Source organism: Syntrophobacterales bacterium (genome assembly GCA_019429105.1).
Classification (GTDB): Bacteria; Desulfobacterota; Syntrophia; order Syntrophales; family UBA5619; genus DYTH01.
In genome coordinates, this window is record JAHYJE010000008.1 from 42,277 (window position 1) to 62,196 (window position 19,920).

General features: G+C 52.9%; 23 protein-coding genes. 8 read left to right on the forward strand and 15 right to left on the reverse strand.

What is annotated here, in order from left to right; all coding sequences use genetic code 11:
* Positions 1-139: 139 nt before the first annotated feature.
* Together K0B01_04210 and mce are read right to left on the reverse strand one after the other, a co-directional pair.
* On the reverse strand, positions 140-1,693 hold the full coding sequence (locus K0B01_04210) for a methylmalonyl-CoA carboxyltransferase (protein MBW6485338.1): 1,554 nt from the start codon (positions 1,691-1,693) through the stop codon (positions 140-142).
* 211 nt (positions 1,694-1,904) lie between these two features.
* On the reverse strand, positions 1,905-2,309 hold the full coding sequence (mce, locus tag K0B01_04215; GenBank protein ID MBW6485339.1) for a methylmalonyl-CoA epimerase: 405 nt from the start codon (positions 2,307-2,309) through the stop codon (positions 1,905-1,907).
* 493 nt (positions 2,310-2,802) lie between these two features.
* Here mce and K0B01_04220 point away from each other — a divergent pair, with 493 nt between their 5' ends.
* Together K0B01_04220 and K0B01_04225 are read left to right on the forward strand one after the other, a co-directional pair.
* A complete protein-coding gene (locus K0B01_04220) occupies positions 2,803-3,246 on the forward strand; it encodes an Hsp20/alpha crystallin family protein (GenBank protein MBW6485340.1) in 444 nt (147 codons plus the stop codon).
* A gap of 11 nt (positions 3,247-3,257) precedes the next feature.
* Positions 3,258-3,659 carry an Hsp20/alpha crystallin family protein gene (locus K0B01_04225; protein ID MBW6485341.1) on the forward strand — a complete coding sequence of 134 codons (402 nt, stop codon included), beginning with the start codon at positions 3,258-3,260 and terminating at the stop codon, positions 3,657-3,659.
* A gap of 97 nt (positions 3,660-3,756) precedes the next feature.
* On the opposite strand, the gene K0B01_04230 is transcribed toward K0B01_04225, so the two are convergent.
* From K0B01_04230 to K0B01_04275, 10 genes are all read right to left on the reverse strand, one after another.
* Positions 3,757-4,155 carry a hypothetical protein gene (locus K0B01_04230; protein MBW6485342.1) on the reverse strand — a complete coding sequence of 133 codons (399 nt, stop codon included), beginning with the start codon at positions 4,153-4,155 and terminating at the stop codon, positions 3,757-3,759.
* Between the two features lie 77 nt (positions 4,156-4,232).
* Positions 4,233-4,970, reverse strand: coding sequence for a hypothetical protein (locus K0B01_04235; protein ID MBW6485343.1), 738 nt, complete (start codon positions 4,968-4,970; stop codon positions 4,233-4,235).
* On the reverse strand, positions 4,958-5,395 hold the full coding sequence (locus K0B01_04240; protein MBW6485344.1) for a hypothetical protein: 438 nt from the start codon (positions 5,393-5,395) through the stop codon (positions 4,958-4,960). Before K0B01_04240 ends, K0B01_04235 begins: the two co-directional genes overlap by 13 nt.
* Entirely contained in the window at positions 5,392-6,693 is a 1,302-nt protein-coding gene (locus K0B01_04245; protein ID MBW6485345.1) for a hypothetical protein, read from the reverse strand. Before K0B01_04245 ends, K0B01_04240 begins: the two co-directional genes overlap by 4 nt.
* A 373-nt stretch (positions 6,694-7,066) precedes the next feature.
* Positions 7,067-9,592: a hypothetical protein gene (locus K0B01_04250; GenBank protein ID MBW6485346.1), complete on the reverse strand. Its 2,526-nt coding sequence runs from the start codon at positions 9,590-9,592 to the stop codon at positions 7,067-7,069.
* Positions 9,593-10,009: 417 nt separating this feature from the next.
* On the reverse strand, positions 10,010-10,525 hold the full coding sequence (locus K0B01_04255) for a hypothetical protein (GenBank protein ID MBW6485347.1): 516 nt from the start codon (positions 10,523-10,525) through the stop codon (positions 10,010-10,012).
* Positions 10,526-10,570: 45 nt separating this feature from the next.
* Complete coding sequence (locus tag K0B01_04260) at positions 10,571-11,275, reverse strand: SurA N-terminal domain-containing protein (protein ID MBW6485348.1); 705 nt, start codon at positions 11,273-11,275, stop codon at positions 10,571-10,573.
* A gap of 85 nt (positions 11,276-11,360) precedes the next feature.
* Positions 11,361-11,459 carry a BrnA antitoxin family protein gene (locus K0B01_04265; GenBank protein MBW6485349.1) on the reverse strand — a complete coding sequence of 33 codons (99 nt, stop codon included), beginning with the start codon at positions 11,457-11,459 and terminating at the stop codon, positions 11,361-11,363.
* 54 nt (positions 11,460-11,513) lie between these two features.
* Entirely contained in the window at positions 11,514-11,858 is a 345-nt protein-coding gene (locus tag K0B01_04270; GenBank protein ID MBW6485350.1) for a type II toxin-antitoxin system PemK/MazF family toxin, read from the reverse strand.
* Positions 11,859-11,863: 5 nt separating this feature from the next.
* Positions 11,864-12,136, reverse strand: coding sequence for a hypothetical protein (locus tag K0B01_04275; GenBank protein ID MBW6485351.1), 273 nt, complete (start codon positions 12,134-12,136; stop codon positions 11,864-11,866).
* Positions 12,137-12,428: 292 nt separating this feature from the next.
* Between K0B01_04275 and K0B01_04280 the strand changes: the two genes are divergently transcribed.
* A complete protein-coding gene (locus K0B01_04280) occupies positions 12,429-12,653 on the forward strand; it encodes a hypothetical protein (GenBank protein ID MBW6485352.1) in 225 nt (74 codons plus the stop codon).
* A complete protein-coding gene (locus K0B01_04285; GenBank protein MBW6485353.1) occupies positions 12,650-12,943 on the forward strand; it encodes a PIN domain-containing protein in 294 nt (97 codons plus the stop codon). Before K0B01_04280 ends, K0B01_04285 begins: the two co-directional genes overlap by 4 nt.
* Before the next feature lie 269 nt (positions 12,944-13,212).
* Here K0B01_04285 and K0B01_04290 read toward each other — a convergent pair whose 3' ends face one another.
* From K0B01_04290 to K0B01_04300, 3 genes are all read right to left on the reverse strand, one after another.
* Positions 13,213-14,451 carry an ATP-binding protein gene (locus K0B01_04290; protein ID MBW6485354.1) on the reverse strand — a complete coding sequence of 413 codons (1,239 nt, stop codon included), beginning with the start codon at positions 14,449-14,451 and terminating at the stop codon, positions 13,213-13,215.
* A 144-nt stretch (positions 14,452-14,595) separates the two neighbouring features.
* Positions 14,596-14,865, reverse strand: coding sequence for a type II toxin-antitoxin system YafQ family toxin (locus K0B01_04295; protein ID MBW6485355.1), 270 nt, complete (start codon positions 14,863-14,865; stop codon positions 14,596-14,598).
* Between the two features lie 2 nt (positions 14,866-14,867).
* Complete coding sequence (locus tag K0B01_04300) at positions 14,868-15,230, reverse strand: type II toxin-antitoxin system RelB/DinJ family antitoxin (protein MBW6485356.1); 363 nt, start codon at positions 15,228-15,230, stop codon at positions 14,868-14,870.
* 121 nt (positions 15,231-15,351) lie between these two features.
* Here K0B01_04300 and K0B01_04305 point away from each other — a divergent pair, with 121 nt between their 5' ends.
* The 4 genes from K0B01_04305 to K0B01_04320 all read left to right on the forward strand — a co-directional run bounded on the left by K0B01_04305 (position 15,352) and on the right by K0B01_04320 (position 19,919).
* Positions 15,352-15,594 carry an ATP-dependent Clp protease adaptor ClpS gene (locus K0B01_04305; GenBank protein ID MBW6485357.1) on the forward strand — a complete coding sequence of 81 codons (243 nt, stop codon included), beginning with the start codon at positions 15,352-15,354 and terminating at the stop codon, positions 15,592-15,594.
* A gap of 119 nt (positions 15,595-15,713) precedes the next feature.
* Entirely contained in the window at positions 15,714-18,002 is a 2,289-nt protein-coding gene (clpA, locus tag K0B01_04310) for an ATP-dependent Clp protease ATP-binding subunit ClpA (GenBank protein MBW6485358.1), read from the forward strand.
* Positions 17,977-18,666 carry a leucyl/phenylalanyl-tRNA--protein transferase gene (aat, locus tag K0B01_04315; GenBank protein ID MBW6485359.1) on the forward strand — a complete coding sequence of 230 codons (690 nt, stop codon included), beginning with the start codon at positions 17,977-17,979 and terminating at the stop codon, positions 18,664-18,666. Before clpA ends, aat begins: the two co-directional genes overlap by 26 nt.
* Before the next feature lie 311 nt (positions 18,667-18,977).
* Entirely contained in the window at positions 18,978-19,919 is a 942-nt protein-coding gene (locus K0B01_04320) for a fructose-1,6-bisphosphatase (GenBank protein MBW6485360.1), read from the forward strand.
* Position 19,920 lies beyond the last annotated feature (1 nt).

The following is a 19,920-nucleotide window of genomic DNA, read 5'->3' on the forward strand; positions in this document are numbered from 1 at the left end:
GTACCCATCAAGTGATGTTATTCCCGAATGCTTCTATCGGGGATCCATGGTTTTTCAAGACATGAAAGCTGGATTCCCGATTACTAATTTCGGGAATGACAGTCTTTTTAAAGCGCTGAATAGTCAAGGTTATTCTTTGTTAAACCGGAATGTTGCCGTGCTTTTTGTATGGTCGCAATTCCTTCTTGGAACTCAGCATATCAAACGCCCGGATAAGCGTCGGGCGAGTTTCGCGGGGGGCGATGATCGCATCGACGTAGCCCCGTTCGGCCGCGATATAGGGGTTGGAAAAGAGATCACGGTACTCCTGTATCTTTTCCGCCTTTTTCGCCGCCGGGTCTTCGGCGGAATTGATCTCCTTGCGGAAAATGATGTTCGCCGCCCCTTCCGCGCCCATGACTGCGATCTCCGCCGTCGGCCAGGCAATGACGAAGTCGGCGCCGAGGTCCTTGCTGCACATCGCCAGATACGAGCCGCCGTAATCCTTCCGGGTGATCAGCGTGATCTTCGGCACGGTGGCTTCGGAGTAGCACCACAGAAGCTTCGCGCCGTGGCGGATGATTCCCTTCCACTCCTGGTCGCTTCCCGGCAGGTAGCCGGGGACGTCGGCGATCGTCAGAAGCGGGATATTGAAGGCGTCGCAAAACCGGATGAACCGGGTTGCCTTGTCGGAGGCGTCCACATCGAGACAGCCGGCAAGGTATTTCGGCTGATTGGCAATTATGCCGATCGCCCGCCCGCCCATCCGGGCGAAGGCGATGATGATGTTGCGGGCGTAGTACTGGTGCGGCTCAATGATTTCGCCGTTATCGACGATCGCGCGGATTACGCCCTTCATATCGTACATCCGGCGCGGGTTCTCCGGGACGATGCCATCGAGGGCCTCATCCATTCGGTCCGACGGATCCGGCGTTTCGATAAAAGGCGCGGTCTCGGTATTGTTGGAGGGAAGATAGCTCAGCAGTTTTCGGATTTCCCGGAGCGCCTCCGCGTCGCTCTCGCAGGCAAAGTGGGCGACCCCGCTTTTGGCGTTATGGGTCATCGCGCCGCCGAGGCTCTCAAAATCGATCTTTTCCCCGGTTACCTCCTTGATCACCTCGGGGCCGGTGATGAACATATAGGAGGTTTTTTTGGTCATGAATATCCAGTCGGTCATAGCCGGCGAATAGACCGCACCGCCGGCCGTCGGCCCCATGATCGCCGAGATCTGCGGGATTACCCCGGAGGCGCTGGAATTGCGAAAAAAGATGTTTCCGTACCCGGAGAGGGCATCCACTCCCTCCTGAATGCGTGCCCCGCCGGAGTCGTTGATGCCGACCAGGGGCGCTCCGGTTTTCAGCGCCGCGTCCATGACCTTGCAGATCTTTTTTGCATGCATTTCGCCCAGACTGCCGGCCCGGGAGGTGAAGTCCTGCGAATAGGCAAAGACGGTGCGGCCTTCGACCTTGCCGAAGCCGGTGATCACCCCTTCGGCTGGTATTTCGACGTTTGCCATGCCGAAACTGCCGCCGCGATGGCGGACAAACAGATCCAGCTCCTGGAACGTTCCGGGATCAAAAAGCAGGTCGAGTCGTTCGCGGGCGGTCAGCTTCCCCGACTCGTGCTGTTTTTTGATCCCATTTTCTCCGCCCATGGCCTCGGCCTTGGCTTTTCTGGCCTCCAGATCCCTAAGTTTCAACGGCTTTTCGCTCATTTTTTTCTCTCCTGATTTTAATGTGAACTCAATAGAGGCAATTGCAAAACTCCCCATTCTGTCATTCCCGCAACGATTCTGAGCGGGAAAACGAAGTTTAATGTTCATAATCTGGTTCTAACTGCTTGAAAAACCATATTCCCGATAGAGACATTATGGACATTAAGCTGCGCTTTCGGGAATGACAAATGGTTTTGCAATTACCTCAATATCACACCTTTTCGCAGAGCTCCACCAGAACCCCGCCGCTGTCCTTCGGGTGAAGAAACGCGATCTTTTTTCCCCCGGCCCCCATCCGCGGCTTATGGTCGATCAGCCGGAAATTTTTTGCCTCCAGCTCGCGCAGCGCCTCTTCCAGATTGTCCACCGCGAAGGCGATATGTTGGATTCCTTCACCTTTGGCCTCAATGAATTTGGCAATGGGACCGTCCGGGGCGGTGGACTCCAGCAGTTCGATCTCGACAGCGCCAAGGGGAAGAAACGCGGTCTTCACCTTTTGTTCGGCAACCGTTTCTTCGCCTTCCAGCTTGAGCCCGAGCAGCTCTGAATAGAATTTCAAGGACGCATCGATGCTTTTTACCGCAATGCCAATGTGGTCTATCTTGACGGCTTTCATAATTCCCCCCTGTTTTTTTCCGGAAATGCAATTTTTTGATGGCCGGCGAGGGATACCAGAAGGCGCATTTTATGTCAAGCGGGGATAGTCGGCCTTTTCTTTGTTTAAGGTGCCGAAAACACAAATATTATTTTATAACAAAAGAGCCAATTGCAAAACTATTTGTCATTCCCGAAAGCGGAGCTTAATGTACACAATGCTTCTATCGGGAATACGGTTTTTCAAGCAGTTAGAACCAGATTATGAACATTAAACTTCGTTTTCCCGCTTAAAATCATTGCGGGAATGACAGAATGTGAGAGTTTTGCAATTGGCTCAAAAGGCAGATTTTTGGTTTGTGAAACCCCGGAACCCTTGACAAGTTTTTAGTGATGCTTATATTACGCCAGAAAGAGCTAACGCAAATAATAACATGATGTTAGCTCAGTGCCATGGTCGTCTGCCCGGAATTTATTGCCGGGTAGTAATAAAAAACTCTTATGGAGGTGACGATATGTTTGAAACAGGCTTATGGAGATTTGGAGGTTTTGTGGATCCCTCCCGGGACGTGCGGCGTCTGCGGCAGGAGATGGATCGGATTTTTTCTGACTTTGCGCAGCCGGTTTCCCGGGAATTCCCTGCGGTAAACGCCTGGATTGGCGAGGCGGATGCGGTTGTGACGGCGGAGTTGCCCGGTATCGATCCGAGCGCTGTTGAGGTCTCGGTGGTTGGCGATACGCTGACCATAAGCGGCTCGCGCGAGGCGACGCCGCTTATGGAGGGGGAAAGCTACCACCGTCAGGAACGGGGAGTCGGCGGCTTCAGCCGCAGTTTGCAGCTCCCGTTTCATGTCGATGCGGACAAGGTTGAGGCGAAGTACGAAAAGGGGATAATCGGGATAACCCTGCCCCGTTCCGAGGCGGAAAAGCCGAGAAAAATTTTGGTCAAGAACCAATAGGGGGTGAAATTATGAAGAATATTGTTGAATATGAGAAGAAACCTGTTCAGGAGGCGGCCGGGGTGGAGCGCACCCATAACCGGCGGGTTTATGTCCCGAAGGTTGATATAATCGATACGAAAGAGTCCGTTATCCTGTATGCGGATATGCCCGGGGTCGATGAAGGTTCGGTGGACGTGACGATCGACAAGAACGTTCTCAATATTTCAGGCGTTGTCAACCTTCCTGAATTCAAGGGAATGAGCATTGCCTACGCCGAGTACGAGGTCGGCGATTATGATCGCTCCTTTACAATCTCCGACGATATTGACCGTGAAAAGGTGGAGGCGCTGGTAAAAAACGGGGTTCTAAAACTCGTTCTGCACAAGGCGCCGGAGGCCGCCGTCAAGAAGATAACCGTCCGGGCTGAATAGCCGGGCGCGCAAAAAAGCCGGAGGGAAAACCACCCGGCTTTTTTGTGTACGTTCCAGATGCTGACATTCCCCGCAGGTGCAGCCGGCAAAGAAGATATCACTTGCCATTCACCCTGAATTTTGTGACGAAATATACCTTGTCAAAGGTGCGATTCAAGGCTTTGCTCTTGAATTGTTCTACGAACGGCGCCTCGGAATATTCGATTTCGTCGCCGACATTGATCTTGGCCTGCTTGGCGCCCACCCAGATTTTTTTGCCATTTTCCACCACCTGCATAAAGGTGTAAGCGCCCCCGTTCAGGGTGGCTACAACCTTGCCTTTATGGTCTGACGCCGCCGGTTGGGACTGAGGCGCAGCGGCAGCGGTATTTTGCGCCGGTGCAGGCGCCGCGGCCTGCGGGACGGCAGTCGCAGGCGCTTCTTCCTGAGGCTTGTCTTTGCATCCCGCTGCGGCGATTGCCAATACTGCCGCTGCTGTCAACAACTGTCTTTTCATCATTTCTCCTTTGGTACGCTGTATAATTTATAAACGCTTCATGCTGGCCGTCGGCGATTATACCCTCATAAAATCAATCAGTGGCAGGCGCTGCAACCGGAACTGCCGGCGATTATCTGTGAGCCATGACACGCTAAGACACTGCAAGATGAAATGCCGTTGGCTGCAACGTATCCTTCATGCAGGCTGGAATTGTCCGACCATTCGAGCGGATGTTTGGATGTCGGCCCGCCGAGATGACAGTCGCTGCAGGAACGACCGCTTTGAAAAACCCCGTCCAGATTTGCGCCGTGGCAACTGGCAGTCGCGCAGCCGGCAGTGCCGTTCGTCTTGGCGTAGTTCCCGTGCGAGGTGCCGGGCAAGGTCGTCCACTCAGGTGGATGGTAGGCATTCGGCCCGCCGAGATGACAGGCGCTGCAGGAGGGGCCGCTTTGGAAAACCCCTGCCAGGTTTGTGCCGTGGCAACTGGCGGTCGCGCAGCCGGCCGTGCCGTTTGCCTTGGCGTAGCTGCCGTGGAGGGCATAGGCATAGGCTCCCCACTGGGTGGGATGGTAAGAAGCATGGTTGCCGATGTGGCAGGTGGTGCAGGATGTCTGGGCAATACCGCCCTGGTAATCCGCGCCATGACACTCGGCGCATGTTTCCATGTTAGCCTTGGCCGCCGTCTTATGGCCGGTGGGCAGCCAGCCGGTAGGATGCCCCGTAGAAGAATCAAAACTGGACTGGGAACTGGAGCTCCCGCATCCCGCCAGCGCGAAGACGGAAATAAACAGCAGCAAGGCAAAGGTCAAAGAGGTTTTTGTTATCTGTGACATGTCTTGCACCTCTCATTGTTTTGTCTTCCGTGGCATTTCGCGCAGGAAGCCGGGTTGATCCTGCCTTCGATGCGGTGGCGACTCAGGTAATCGCCGCGGTGGGGCAGGTTACGTTCAGGAGAAGTCTTGTATTTATCGCTTGGTTTGAGCTCCTCCTTGTAGGCATGACAATCTGCACAGAAGGATTCACGGTGGCAAGAGGAACATACAGCCCTCTGTCCCCCGGCGTAGTACTTGTGCTTGCGGAAAAAATCATCGGCCTTGTGATTCAAGGCGCCAAACTGATTCTCGTGGCACTCGCCGCAGTTGACAAGCCCCTTGACTTCCTGCGGGTGCTTCCTGGCGAGACTGGCGCCGTTGGCACAGGCATAAACAACCAATCCCATTATAATTATTCCTGCATACGCAAACAGTTTTTTCTTCACTTGCCCCCCCCTCCTGCACCGAACGTCTTGTCGAAAGAATAGGTGAGCTTTATCAGCCCCATTAAATTATGATCGAAATCAATGCTTTTTGAATAGTCAACAGCGACGGCCAATTGCAATTGCTCGGAAATTCCATACCCCACCCCCACCGAGGCACAATAGGTGTTTTTAATGCCGCTGATGGCGCTGTCGTACTTAACATCGAAAAAGTCGGCCATTAGAGATGCTTTCCCTAATGTTTTTGAGGCAAACAGGCGATACTCATCATAGGTCAGCCTGGCAGTTTCCCCGGCCATACGATGGAGGGAAAAGCCGACCATAAATGACTCGGAAGCTGTAAAGGTTGCTTTGCCGCCGAAGTATTTTGCCTCCCCGGCAATTTTATAATCGTAGTTTCTGTAGTCCACAACCAGCGCCAAACCCTCTATGGGGCTCACCTCAATGCCGCCTCCCAGGGAAAACTGTCGCTCATCGGGGTCAATGATACCTGTTGTCAGGCTGAAGACGCTTGTCGTCATCTGCTGGAAATAGTCCCGGTAATTTATACCTGCCAGGTCGGCGCTAATTCTCAGATTACCCAAGGGATTGAAGGTAAGCGCATAGGCATGCTCCATCCAGCCGGAGGTAACAGAATTGTAGGAAGAGCGGCCGGCTAAGTCAAGTTTCGGAAGCGGATGAAGCCAAAGGTCAAGGCCGGCTTCCTCCCTGATCCGGTTGCCGTCGTAATTCGTTTGCAGGATGCTTAATCCGAGCGAATAGTACTTGGGAACGCTGTGGGAAAAACGACCGCCGTAAGTCACATCGCCGCCCTTGAAATTAGGTTCGGTGACAACAGGCGCCCCTACATAGGCGGCGGCGCCGAATCCGCCGGCAAAATCACTGTGCAGATAAAGACCGTCGAGTCTTTCAGCAGCCACGCCTTCCGCGACAAACTGCCTGCCGGCGGTAAACTGGAGGTTGTTATTATTGCCCTGGTAACTTACATTGCCATACTGAAAAGCTCCCTCTGCGCGGCCTCCGGGTCTTCTATCACGGGTGTCCAGACGTCCCCAACCTCCGAAATCGCCGGACAGGGCGCCTTCTTTCAAATCGTTTTCAATTCCAAGGCTCAAATACTCGTAGATAGGCAAGAGCTTGCGGTCGTCCGCGGCCCGTTCCATGCGCAAAATTGTCTGGGATTCCCCGCTTACGGAAACGGCTTGCCCGACATTCGGCAGGAGAAGAAAGAGCAATAAGGAAACGCCGATGCACAAGGCAAAAATGATTGTACATCTTTTCTTTTCATCAGGGATCATCAAGACATAGCCTCCTTGATTAGAATTAGCCGACCGGGACGCCGGCAGTCTGTTTATTTCTCAATCCCGCTATACGGTCTAAATGCCCTTGCGCAATTATCTTCTGCTGTAAAAACGCAGACAACGATCGCGAGTTTGCTAAATGCATTAATTACCAAGCAAGCGATATTCTGTTGTTGCCAGCTTTTGACTATGTTCCTCCGCAGTTCTTTGCGTGGCGTTTGCGGACTATAGATAATGAAAATAAATAAAGCAAGTTCTTTGAACGCCAAAACATAAAAAAGGCGGGTCGCAACCCACCTTTTTTATTGTATTGCCTTTGTTGAGCCGCCTTCATTGGGAATAGAGGTGGGCCGAAGCCCACCTCCTGACCCTGCTATTTGAAGGCTGACATAATTTTGGTAATTACCGTGTCAAATACCGTGCTGTCGGTTGCGACCGTACGATAACCATTGTCCTTGGTGTGCTGGCTGAAAGATACCAGACCGCCTAGGTCATCTCTGTTGATCATATTGGTTCTGTGGCAAGAACCGCAGGCCCGGGCCGCAGGACCGGTTACATAGCTCGGTACGCCGGTGATGCTTCTGGTTCGGCCTTTAAGGGTGTCTCTTGAGGCCGAAAGTGTGCCGCCCAGTGATTTGGCTTGATCCGGCACATCAAACGTGCCCGCAGCGTGGCAGGATTTGCAGTTCTTCGTCGTGAACGTGGGATAGGAAAAGAACGTTTTGGCTCCCAGGTCGCCGGTTTCCAGTTTGTATTCCATCAGTGTGAACGGATCCGCGAAGTCGATATTATGAATATCGAACGGCTGGTTCGAATGGATCGCGTGTACGTAGGAATCGATGGATCTTCCCTGCATTTCCAAATGGGAACCGCCGGGGCGCGTGGTATGACACAACCGGCAACCCACGACGCCTGCATTCCCGTACTGGGCTGAATGGAAGGTGATTCCCAGCGCTCCGTGGCAGTTTTCACAGCCTGTTGCCACATTGACGATGGGGCTGGCGGAAGCGATAAACGCATTTGTAGCAATATTGAAGGTCTTCGAGGCGGTTGCCACGGGAACGTTATAATCCGCTGTTACCGGTGACGTCGCTTCGAGGTTGGTGCTATCATCAACATTGCCGACAACTTTTGTCAGCTTCGGAAGGACTGCAATTTCCATCCGCTTTACTGTGCCGTCGGTGATCAGGCTGGACCAATTAGCCAAACTTGCCTTGACTTCCCATTTGCCGGCAGCCGCGGAGATTGGCGTGAAACGAGCATTTGTCGTACCCCAGTCAAATTCCAGATTTCTGGCGGTATCGATGGTTCTGCCGTGGGCATCAACGATGAAATCTTTGGTGTTGTAGCCATACAACCCCACGATGACCTTGGGCACAATGTCCGTTACGGCCAGGGTGGTGAGGCTCCCGGGATCACTTTTGGCTGCGCTGAATTTGATCGTCAGATCCGTGCCGCTCAGCGTGGCGCTGTCGACGGTTACCGTGAAGATGTCCTTCCACTTTTTGGCTACCCCGGCAGTGACACCGGCATAGATCTTCTTGTCGTAGCCGGAGTGAATGGAGCTGAATGTCTTAGCAATGCCGGTAGCGCTGTGGCACGTATTGCACACTGCCGTAGTTGAGGTGATATTATGACCTGCCAGTGTTGGCAACGAAAGTTTGGAATCGCCCTTGAACGGGTGGCAGCTCTTGCATGTTTCAATCTTGAACTGGGCATCCGCCGTAATGGTGGCGGTTTTACCTTCGTGGCAGACGGTGCAGTTCGACATGGACTGCGGATAGAGGAATTCCATGGCATGAGGCATGTGCACGTCATTCATGAGCGTCGTTTTATAGCCGTACTCGGTTTTCTGGGCGGCCGTCAAGGCTGTCCCCGCGTTGTATGAAGCGGCCAAGGTAGGATCGTTCACGGCCAGGGGCCATTCGAAATGGCCGCCCGTGCCATCGTCCTTATGGCAGGGCTTACAGGTATAAAATTCCGTGGCTGAGGTTATCCCGATTGCTTTCGTGGCGCCCTGGATATTGCCATGCTTGCCGTAGGGTATGGTATGGCATTTTTCACAGCCGGCGACATTGGCGGCAGATGTGTAACCGACAGTGCCTATTTTCAGTACCGCCGCGTAGGGGTATTTCACCTGTTTGACGCGTCCACCCGGAACAGTGCCAAGCAACTCGTCGTAGCCATACACAGTGATCGTGCCATTGCTAGCCGCTAAATTGCCCAGGTCGATGGCGTTGTAAGTGCTCGTGCAAGTACCGGCGCCATCATCGGTGAGCGTACCTTTCATAGTTGTACGTCCTCCTGCTGCCGCCGTAACAGGATTGGCCGGGAAAGTCGCACCGTCATAATCTGACCAGTAAATATTCAGGTTGTCTGCATCTTTACACGAAAAGTCTGACCCCAATTTGGTCATTTTGAAAGTGACTGTGGTTGTGCCTGCGGCGTAGGCGTAGGTTATGTTTGACACCTGGATGCCCGCCGCATCAATCTTGTTTAGCTGATCATAGTACGCCTGATGGTCAGTGCCGGCGGTTTTATGGCAAACAGCGCATGATTCAGGGCTGACCGAAGCTGCAACGGACACTGCGGCATTGGCGGAAGTCTGCAGTGCCGACCATTGGGCTTCAGTCCCGCTATAACTCAGGGCTGCTGCACTTGCGTAAGATAACGACAGTAACTGCGCTTGAGTGCCGGTGAAGCCGGCAGCTTGCGCGGTTGCATATTGGCTGGCGGATGCGGCTAACGATGCGGCGTCAACTGGAGCCGCAGGGCCAGCGGGACCGGCAGGCCCGGCAGGCCCGGCGGCACCCGCACTGCCATCGCTGCCGCTGCAGCCAGACAGGGCAAAGACGCTTAAAACGATAAATAAAACAAATAACGGAAAGCTCTTTTTCATAAAAATCCTCCTTTTCGATTTAAATTGTTTAAGAAGAAGCTGATTTATTGCCCTTCATCTTTGCTCTTCGCCAATTAGAGCTGTATCCTGTAAAGCAATGAACATGCCACCTCTGCAATAACAAATTAACTCGTAATATTAGATATATGTTGATTTAATAAAATTCCCGTTGTCCGATAGGTGGTGAAATAACCAGATACCCCCGGTGATATTACCACCTGTTTATTCTTCTGCTGGCGGTCAGGACGGCATTCTTCCGCCCCAAAACCATTAAAACCTGAAAATCAAGTCATAATTGGTAAGAATGGCATATTAGGCGCTGTAAATTTGTTGAGGTGTTCTGAAAAGTACCAAACTCAGGGTTAAAAAATAGAATAAAAGGCTCATTAACGCCGGAAGCAAGCAATTGCTACATTATTAATCATTATCGGGACGGCGCTGGTTCCCAAATCTCCTTAATCCTCGCAAAGGTATGGGCACAGATTCATTTTCCGAGCTTTGCAGTTTGGGAGTTGATGCCCCGGTGCTGGAAACAGTTGGTGGTTGTCCCGCGGATGATGCTTGAGCCGGAAGGCGGGCGCCTGATTTCTGGGAGGAGAGGGCTGTGTCAAAAACGGTAACCACCTTCATTTTTTCATCATACATCAGCAACTTATTTTCAATGCCGATGCTATTCAAGATGGATCTTAACCCCTCGTCCATCGTAGCCTTGTGCAGGGCTTGCGTGACTGGTTTGTCCAGCCATTTGTCGGGGGCCTTGATCTTCCATCTGGTTGTTTTGGCGATTTTCCCCAGTACGCTGCGCAGCGGTTCATTACTGAAGTCCATGGTAATTGTGCCCGGAACCGCGGCTTTCTCCGCTCCCCAGCCGGGGGCTATTGCAAAAATGGCCGCCAGCAATCCAAAACAAACCAGAGTAAAAAATTTTTTCATTATTGCGATTGACTGGTTGAACATAAGTTTACTTTTCTGCTGAAATTATTGTTTCGTAACGATCTCGACCTTTGCCCTTTTGTTGAGCTCGTCGACCCAGGCTGCCCGGGTCATTCCCTTTTCCTGCGTTCCCTTGGCGACGAGCTTGGCAAGCAGAATATCCTTTTCCATCCGCTTCTCGAAAGCGGGCGGCGTCATACCGTGACTTTTCAAAAAGGCCTCGAAATCCTTGTCGGAAAGTTTGAGGTTTTTCTTGACGGCGCTGATTTTGTCGGCGATTTCCTGAGGGGACACGGTGATTTTTTCCTTGGCCGCCTCGGTCACCAGTATTTTATCATGGATTATTTTATTCAGAATCTGCCTTCTCAAATCCGCCGCGGCCGCTTTGCCCGCGGGGGTGGAATCAGACTGGCCGTTTATACCGGTCGTCTTTTTATAGAGGTCTAATTTCTTATCCACCTCCGCGATGGTGATCTTTTCCCCATTGACGATGGCGGCCGTGTTCCAGCCGCCTTTCAGCGGGTTCGGCAGCAGGCCGGTAAAAATCAGCAGGGCCGCGCCTGACAAAACCACCAGCACTATGGCTATGATCGCATAGAGCTTTTTCCTGCCCGGTTCCTTCTGCTCCCGGGAGGTCGCCGTTATTGAATCTTTCACTTCGTTTTCGTTCACTTCCTTCCCGCATGCGCCGCAGATCGCCAATCCGTTTGCCAGGGCGCCTCCGCAGTGGGGACATTGCTGATTTTCCATTTTCTTAACCTCCCGGTATTTTGATCAAAACCTCGGGCGGCCTATGCCATAAGAGACCGACAAAGTAAAGGAAAGAAAATCAAAGCTACCGGTCGCTGCTTTGGCGGCGTTGGGCAACCCACTCTTTCAGCGTGGCATCAATGCGCGCCTGCCAGCCGGGGCCGGTAGTGCGGAAATACTCCAAGACATCACGGCTGTAGCGAACGGTGACGAAGAGAAAAAAGGGACAGGCTCCTTATTATAGTGACAGGCTGTTTTTCAGCGCCATGTCCACCTTTTCCATGAGCTCGTCGGGGAGAGTCGCGAGCCTGGCTCCGGTCAACCTGCTTTTATCGAGGGTGTGGATCTGCGAGAGATTGACGATGGAATTCTTTTTCAGGCCGGAATCAGTGCCGATAACTACACAGATGGGGTAAGTGGCTTTTTTTTCGGAATATTCGGTGATGACGGCAACGATGGTCGTGGGTGAGTACTGATTGCCGACATCGTTCTGAACCATCAACACCGGGCGGGTTTTCCCTGTTTCGCTTCCCACCACTGGATCGAGCGCTGCGTAATAGACATCTCCTCTTTTGACCTGCACGGAAGTCATGGGGCAGCCTCGGGGAGATTCTCGGCATCAGAGAACTTGAAATCCTCACAGATGCGGATGTTTTCCTCGGCTAGCTCCTGATAGGCGGTTTTCATTTGCTGATTGAGGTTCTGCCTTTCGATCTGCATTAATTTTTCCTCGATGGACTCCCGCACGAGGGAGGAAACATTTTTCCCCTCACGGGCAGAGGCTTGGAAAAGCCTGACCTTGATCTCCGTCGGGAGTTGAATATTGATTCGCGTTTTTTCCTGCTGTGCCGTTGATAGCATTTTTACGCCTCACTTTTGTGTATAAAAGATGTGCGAGATCTTGTAGCAAAAACCGATGGAGAAAGTCAATTGATTTTCTCCATCCTCGCCCGCAGGCATAGGCCGCCGGTCAATGTGTGAGCATTAGTCTCTTCCGGCAAAATTCAGCAATATCAAAGACATCAGCGTCTGCTCATCCGTCCATCCCTGATGATGCAGGCATTCAATGAAATTACTTGACTTTAGATCCTCTTGGTCCGATATTATCGCCGTGGAAACACGCTGTCGGGATCAAAGAAAAGAGGAGTATTTTATGAGGACCGCAAATAATTTAGAGAAGATAGAAAATAAAATTATGGAGTTGTCTGTATCCGAGCAGATTCATTTGCTTGAACGCGTTGCCAGACGGGTCCGCACCGCTCAGATAAAATCAGGAATAGCCCTGAACTGGAACGATCTGTACGGTACGGGAAAGGGCCTATGGAACGGGAATGATGCCCAGGATTATGTGAATCGGGCGAGAGAAGAACGGATATGACCCTTTCCGAAGTCTTGCCGAAACCGGTGGAGACGGGTAATGACGAACTGGCGGAAAAATTCAAGACGTATCTCAAAAACGGACAGAACCTGATCCTGCTCCCGATTACGGAAGCCATTGGCGAAACCGCAGGCATTCTTCGGGGCAAATATCCGCAGCTTAAAACCGTTGACGCCGTTCAGATCGCTGCGGCGCTCGACGCCGGAGTGGACGCCTTTTTAACCAACGACAAGAAGCTTTCAGGAATCAAGGAAATCAAGATTCTTGTTTTGAACGATTATCTCTTCTGAGAAATCCTGGTACCCCCCAAACGAAAGGCGGACGCGCAAGGGAGGTAATTTCGTCATAATCTCCACCTTCGCCTTTTTGTTAAGCTCACCGATCCAGACCTCCCATCCCTTTTTCCTGCGTTCCCTTGGCGGCGCGCTTGGTAGGCAGAATATCCTTTTCCATCCGCTTTTCTCGGTCTTCTGGACACTCGCAATAAATCTGTCCCCTTATGGTAGGGCACGCCGTCAAATATTTATTCAATTTCAATGACGATGGGTTGTTACCGGCATTATCCGGTCAGCATCAAAAACTCTGCGGCGGGAATCAGAAAACAGTTGTCAGGGAATGCTTCTGCCCTGTCCAGATCGCGGACGATCTGGTAGCAGGGGAGGTTCAGCAGCCGACCAAAATGCCGGATAGCCGGGGTTATCTCGCGCCCGCTTTCCTTTGCCTCAAAAAGGGCCAGGGGCCGGTTGTCCTTAACCAGGACGAAATCGACTTCCCGTTTGGCTGTGTCGCGGATGTACATGACCTCGAAAATTCCGAGGCCCGTTTCCGTGAAGCGTGCCGCCATTCTCATGAGACTGACCGCCAGGAAGTTCTCAAAACGGGGCCCCTCCTCCGGCAGCATTGACCAGTCGTATAAGTAAAGTTTGGGCTCCTTCTTCAGCGAACGCTGGATCTGCCTGTGCCAGGGCCTGATCGTGAATGCCAGATATACTTCCTTTAGAATCTCGATCCAGTTGAGAACCGTGCTGTGGTGGCAATTCAAATCCTCCCGCAGGGAATTGACGCTCAGGGGCGCCCCGATCTTTGAGGGGAGGAGCTCGACCAGATGTTCGAGCCCCCGGATATCGGCGATGCGGGCCAGGTCGCGGACATCCTCTTTTGTCAGAAGAGTCTTGTAATCGGTCTGCCAGCGGCGGTGAAACTTCGGCGACGCCTTCAGGAAAGGTTCCGGAAAACCGCCCAAACGGAGCAATCCGCCCAGGGCCTCCCTGTGCTTGTCTGTATCGACCTTTCTGACCTCCCGCAGTAGAGAGTCGCCATTTTCAAGGAGCAGATCGTCGGCCAGAACGAAGGAAAAATCTGCCGTTGCCTCGGCCAGCCCCAAAGGGAACATCCGGTACGAAAAGTATCGGCCTACCAGCGAATCTCCCGACTTTCGATACATTCCCAGACGCGAACTTCCGGTAACCAGAAGCCGGATCTTTTCCCTGTTGGAATCGTAAAATCCCTTGAGGATATCCCGCCAGTTTTTCTGCTTGTGGATTTCGTCGAACACAATCGGAACGGGTTCGCCTTTGTATCGTTCCTCGACGATGTTTTTGAAAAAGAGCGGATTTCTACGGTATTGGGCAATGATGGCAGGATCGTCCCAGTTGAAGTACATATCGCTGCATCCGGCGGAGCTGAGCCAGTTTCGGGCAAAGGTCGTCTTGCCTACCTGCCGGGGGCCGGTCAGGAAGATCATCTTGCCCGCCGTCATTTCGGGATCGAACAGGTATCTCGCCACCAAACGTTCCATGGCGATAAAATTTCATACATGCGAAAGAAAATCAAGATATATTTTCGTGGTTGCGGAAAAATATCCCGATCTTAAATCAGTGGATGCCGTTCAGATTGCCGCAGCGCTCGTTTGAGAAATCCTGGCATATATCCTCGCAACACGTTACTTAAATAAATCTGAATGTGTCCCGGTTCTTATCAGGAATAAAGTGTTTTCATCATATTTGTAAATTAGCAGCCAATCTGATTCAATATGGCAATCTCTGCAACCATAATAATTTCCTGCCAATTTATGGTCCCGATATATTGAATCCAATTTTTCTTTGCGCCATAGAGAACGTATTACGGATTTAAGTTTTTCCATGTCCTTGCCTCTTCCAAGCTGGCGTTTGACGTCTTTCTCAAAAGCGGTACTGCCATGAATTTGCTTCATCATCAAATACCGAGATGCGTGAATAGTTCTTCTGTGTCTTCGAAATTTTTTCCGCCGCCAGCTTCAACTTCCTTCATGGCTGACATAGTTTCGGCATTGGGAATGTTTATTTCAAAAGGCAAGCCGCGATGAAGTTCTACTTGCTTGAAGAACAGCGTAATTGCTTGCGTGGTTGACAGGCCTAAAAGTTCAAAATATTTCTCCGCGCTTGTCTTTAATGCCGGTTCAATACGGGCGCGAACCATGGCGCTTTTTATATTAGCCGTTGTTTTATGCATGTTTTTATTTCCCCCTGCGGCAGAAATGTAGCACATACGGGGTACACCGTCAAATATTTCTTCAACTTCTTCAACTTCAATTGACACAACCGCCTATACTGAATATACTACCAACGATTTAAAAGCTGAGGGGAAGATGATGCCGGAAGAGACTTTTGGTCGGCCCGAGGAAGATGTGGAAACCGGGCAGGAGGTGCAGGAACCCAAAATGTACCGGGTGATCCTCCACAACGATGATTATACGACGATGGATTTTGTGGTGGAGATTCTCATTGCCGTTTTCCATAAGCCGGCGGCCGAGGCGACCCGGATCATGCTCGACGTGCATCAGAAAGGGATGGGCGTCTGCGGCGTTTATACCTACGATATAGCCAGAACGCGGGTGGCAATGGTTCATAAGTTGGCCATAAAGCGGGAGTTTCCGCTGAAGTGTTCCCTTGATGAGGTCTGAGCGTTTTCATGGAAATTGGCAAGACGCGCTCTGCCGCGTCCGGGGCGGTTGTCTGAAAGGGAAACCATCATAAATCAACAAATTATGCATGCATTTTTAGGTGCAAGGAGCATTCTCAGATGAAAATAAGTGAAAGCCTCAACCGGATAATAATGGCCGCCTATGCCGAGGCGAATGTCAGGAGGCATGATTTCATAACGCCGGAGCACCTTCTCTACGCCTCTCTTTTTTTTGACGAGGGAAAAGAGATCATCGCCGGCTGCGGCGGGGATCCATCCCGCCTGCGCAAGCTGATCGAAAAGCACCTTGAAGAGACCGCCTCCGTAGCGGGGGCGATGAACCGGGCGGCCCAGTCCGTCGGGTTTCAGAACGTCCTGGAGCGGGCCGCCTGGCATACCACATCCGCGCAGAAAGAGATGCTGGATCTGGGCGACGTGCTGGTTTCCATCCTTGAGGAAAGGGAATCCCACGCCTCCTACTTTCTGCAGCGGGAGGGGATAAGCCGTCTATCCATCCTTGAATATATCTCCCACGGCATTGCCTCGCCTGCGGGGGCGGAGGAAACGCGGAGAGGGGGCGCTGGAGCTCAGCCAGGGGGAAATGCCCAGGAGGACAGGGAAAAGCAGAACAAGTTCCTCCGCTCTTTCACGACGGAACTAGTGGCCAAGGCAAAGGCCGGCGAGATGGATCCGCTGATCGGCCGGGAAGAGGTTTTGCAGCGGACAATCCAGGTGCTCTGCCGGCGCTTCAAGAACAATCCGGTGCACGTAGGTGAGCCGGGCGTCGGCAAAACGGCGATCACCGAGGGGCTGGCCCAGCTTGTCGCCAGCGGGATGGTTCCCCAAAAACTTAAAAATGTGGAAATATATTCGCTTGATATGGGATCGGTCCTGGCGGGCACCCGTTTTCGCGGTGATTTCGAAGAGCGCCTGAAACGCATCCTCGCCGAGCTGCAGAAAAAGGAGAACGCTGTCCTCTTTATCGATGAAATCCATAATATTATCGGCGCCGGGGCGGTTTCCAGCGGTTCGCTGGATGCCTCCAACATCCTGAAGCCGGCCCTTGTTTCGGGAAAGCTGCGCTGCATCGGTTCGACCACCTACGACGAATACCGGAAGTATTTCGAAAAGGACGGCGCCCTTTCCCGGCGCTTCCAGAAGGTTGAGGTTCCGGAACCATCGGTCGAGGAGACGGTGCGGATTCTCGAGGGAATCCGGCAGCGGTATGAGACATACCATCAGGTCGCTTACACGGAGGATGCCCTCCGGATGGCCGCCGAGCTTTCCGGCCGGTATATCAGCGATCGCCGTCTGCCGGACAAGGCGATCGATGTGATCGACGAGGCAGGCGCCTTGATCTCGATGAATTTTCAGGAGGCCGAAACGGCGGCTGAAGCCGCGGCAATCGGCGTCGAGGAGATTGAAAAGGTTGTCGCCCGCATCGCCCGAATTCCCGAGCGGACGGTGTCTTCTACCGAGGTGGAAAAACTCCGCGATCTCGAAGGCGAGCTGAAGGCCCGGGTTTTCGGACAGGATGAGGCGGTTGCAAGGGTTGTGGATGCCATCAAGCGGGCGCGGGCGGGTTTTCGCGAACCGGAGAAGCCGGTTGCCTCGCTGCTCTTTGTGGGACCGACGGGGGTAGGCAAGACCGAACTGGCCCGCCAGCTTGCCGCAATCCTCGGTTTGCCGCTCTTGCGTTTCGACATGGGCGAGTATCAGGAAAAACACGCCGTCGCGAAATTCGTCGGCGCCCCTCCCGGATATGTCGGCTATGAAGAGGGCGGTCTCCTTACCGAATCCATTCGCAAGAACCCGCACGCCGTTTTGCTGCTCGACGAGATCGAGAAGGCGCATGAGGACGTCTTCAACTCGCTGCTTTCGATCATGGATTACGCGACCTTAACCGACAACAACGGGAAAAAGGCCGATTTCCGGAATGTCGTTCTGCTTATGACTTCAAACGCCGGCGCGCGGGAGATCGGCCGGCAGACGATCGGGTTCGAGGGACAGCCGATCCAGCGCAATGCCGTTTACAAGGCCCTTGAGCGCACCTTTTCGCCGGAATTCCGCAACCGCCTGGATGCCGTTGTCAACTTCAATGCCCTGAATGATGAAATTGTCCTGCGAATCGTCAAAAAGGCCATCGCCGAATTTTCGGGGCAGCTTGTCGCGAAAAAGGTGCTGTTCACGGTTAACGACGAATGCTGCGCCTGGCTTGCCCGTCGGGGTTATTCCGCGGAGTTCGGGGCGAGGGAAATCGCCCGCCTTGTCCAGGAAAAGATCAAGGGGTTCTTTGTAGAAGAAGTGCTCTTCGGCAGCCTGCGCGAGGGCGGCGAAGCCGTGGCGACGATTGAAAAGGACGATGTCGTAATCAGGGTAACCCATGCCGGTATATCTCCTGACCGCTGAACCTCTCTTCCCTCCGGTGGAACTCGCTGAACCGGAGGGGCTCCTGGCCGTAGGCGGCGATCTGTCGCCGGAAAGGCTGCTTGCCGCTTATAGCGCCGGCATTTTCCCCTGGTACAGCGAAGGCGAGCCGCTTCTCTGGTGGTCGCCGGATCCCCGGTTTGTCCTTTTCCCGGAAGAACTGCGCGTCTCCCGGAGCATGCGGCAGTTTCTCAAAAAGAAAATAGTTGAGACAACCTTCGACAAGGCGTTTCCTGCGGTGATCTCCGCCTGCGGCAGCCGTCCGCGTCCCGGGCAGGACGGAACCTGGATCACCCCGGAAATGGTCGCCTCCTACAACAATCTTCATAAACTTGGGTTTGCCCACTCCGTCGAGGCCTGGGACGGCGAAAAACTGGTCGGAGGGCTCTACGGCGTCTCGCTGGGCCGCACGTTTTTCGGCGAATCGATGTTTTCGGCAATCCCGAATGCCTCCAAGGCAGCCTTGATCGCCCTTGTTTCTTTTCTGCGCGCGCGGGGCTTTGACCTCATCGATTGTCAGGTGGAAACCGGACATCTGGGAAGTATGGGGGCCCGTTTTGTTTCCCGTGCAGAATTCTGCCGTCTGCTGCAGGCTTCCCTGCGACATGAGACCTTGCAAAAAAACTGGGGGGAAAGCGAAGCTTAATGTCCACAAAGCGAAGCTTAATGTTCATAAAGCGCAGCTTAATGTTCATAAAGCACGGCATCCTCTGCAGAAGAGGGCAACGTTGCGGGCGTTTTTTCCGGAACTTGACTTATTAATGTATATGGCGTAACTGCCTGAGTGAATAGGTTGCAGGTGTTCAGGGTTTAGGCGGGACATACAGTCTAAACAAACTTAAAGTAGTTGCCATATTGGTTTTATATCGGCCACAGAACAACAAAGAAACACGTCAGCGTACCTGACGCGTAAGCGGCGTCCGGGGCTGTTGCACTTCTTAGGCGGGGAGGGACTAAATGGGCGAGGGAATATGCGATTACACCAGGTTTATTGTCGATTTGCGGCGTCACATGTGGCTGGAAGGAGTGGAAACGGAACTGCGCCGGCTTATCTGGCAGATTGCCGTCACCGGAAAGTACATCTCCGCAAAAATCCATGAGTCCAACAGAAAACTGGCCGGATTCCAGAACCTCTATGGAGAGGAGCAGCTTTCGCTGGACCGGAGCGCGGATGAAATTCTCAAGACCCAGCTCCAGTACTCAGGCTTCGTCAGGGAGTACGCCTCCGAGGAACAGGAACGCGTGATTGAAATCGGCGGCAAGGGAACAGAGCAGTATTTTGTTACGGCCGATCCGCTGGACGGTTCTTCCTTGGTCGATACCAACCTCGCGATCGGCACCATTATCGGCATTCACAGGGAATCGATGTTCGCCTGCGGCAAGGATACGATGGTGGCGGCGCTGTACATAACCTACGGACCGCTGATTACGATGGTATATTCAGCCGGCATGGGAACCCACGAGTTTGTCCTCAACCGGGAAGGCGAGTACGTACTTTCCCAGGCAAACATCCGGATGAAGGAAAAGGGCTCCATCTACAGCCCCGGCGGGATCAGGCGGGATTGTGAAGAGGGTCATCTCAAATATCTGGAATATCTGGAGGCCGAAGGGTACAAACTGCGCTACAGTGGTGGATTTGTCCCTGACATCAATCAGATACTGATAAAAAAGGGAGGGGTGTTCACCTACCCGGCTCTGAAAAAAAGCCCCCGCGGCAAGCTGCGGATGCTCTTTGAACTCCAGCCGCTGGCCTTCATTGTTGAACAGGCCGGCGGAAGAGCCACCAATGGCCATGAGGATATCCTCTCTTTGAAGATCGATGACCTCGATCAGCGCTGCCCAGTTTACATCGGCAGCCGCTTTGAGGTTGCCAAGGCGAAGGAATTCCTGACTGCATAAT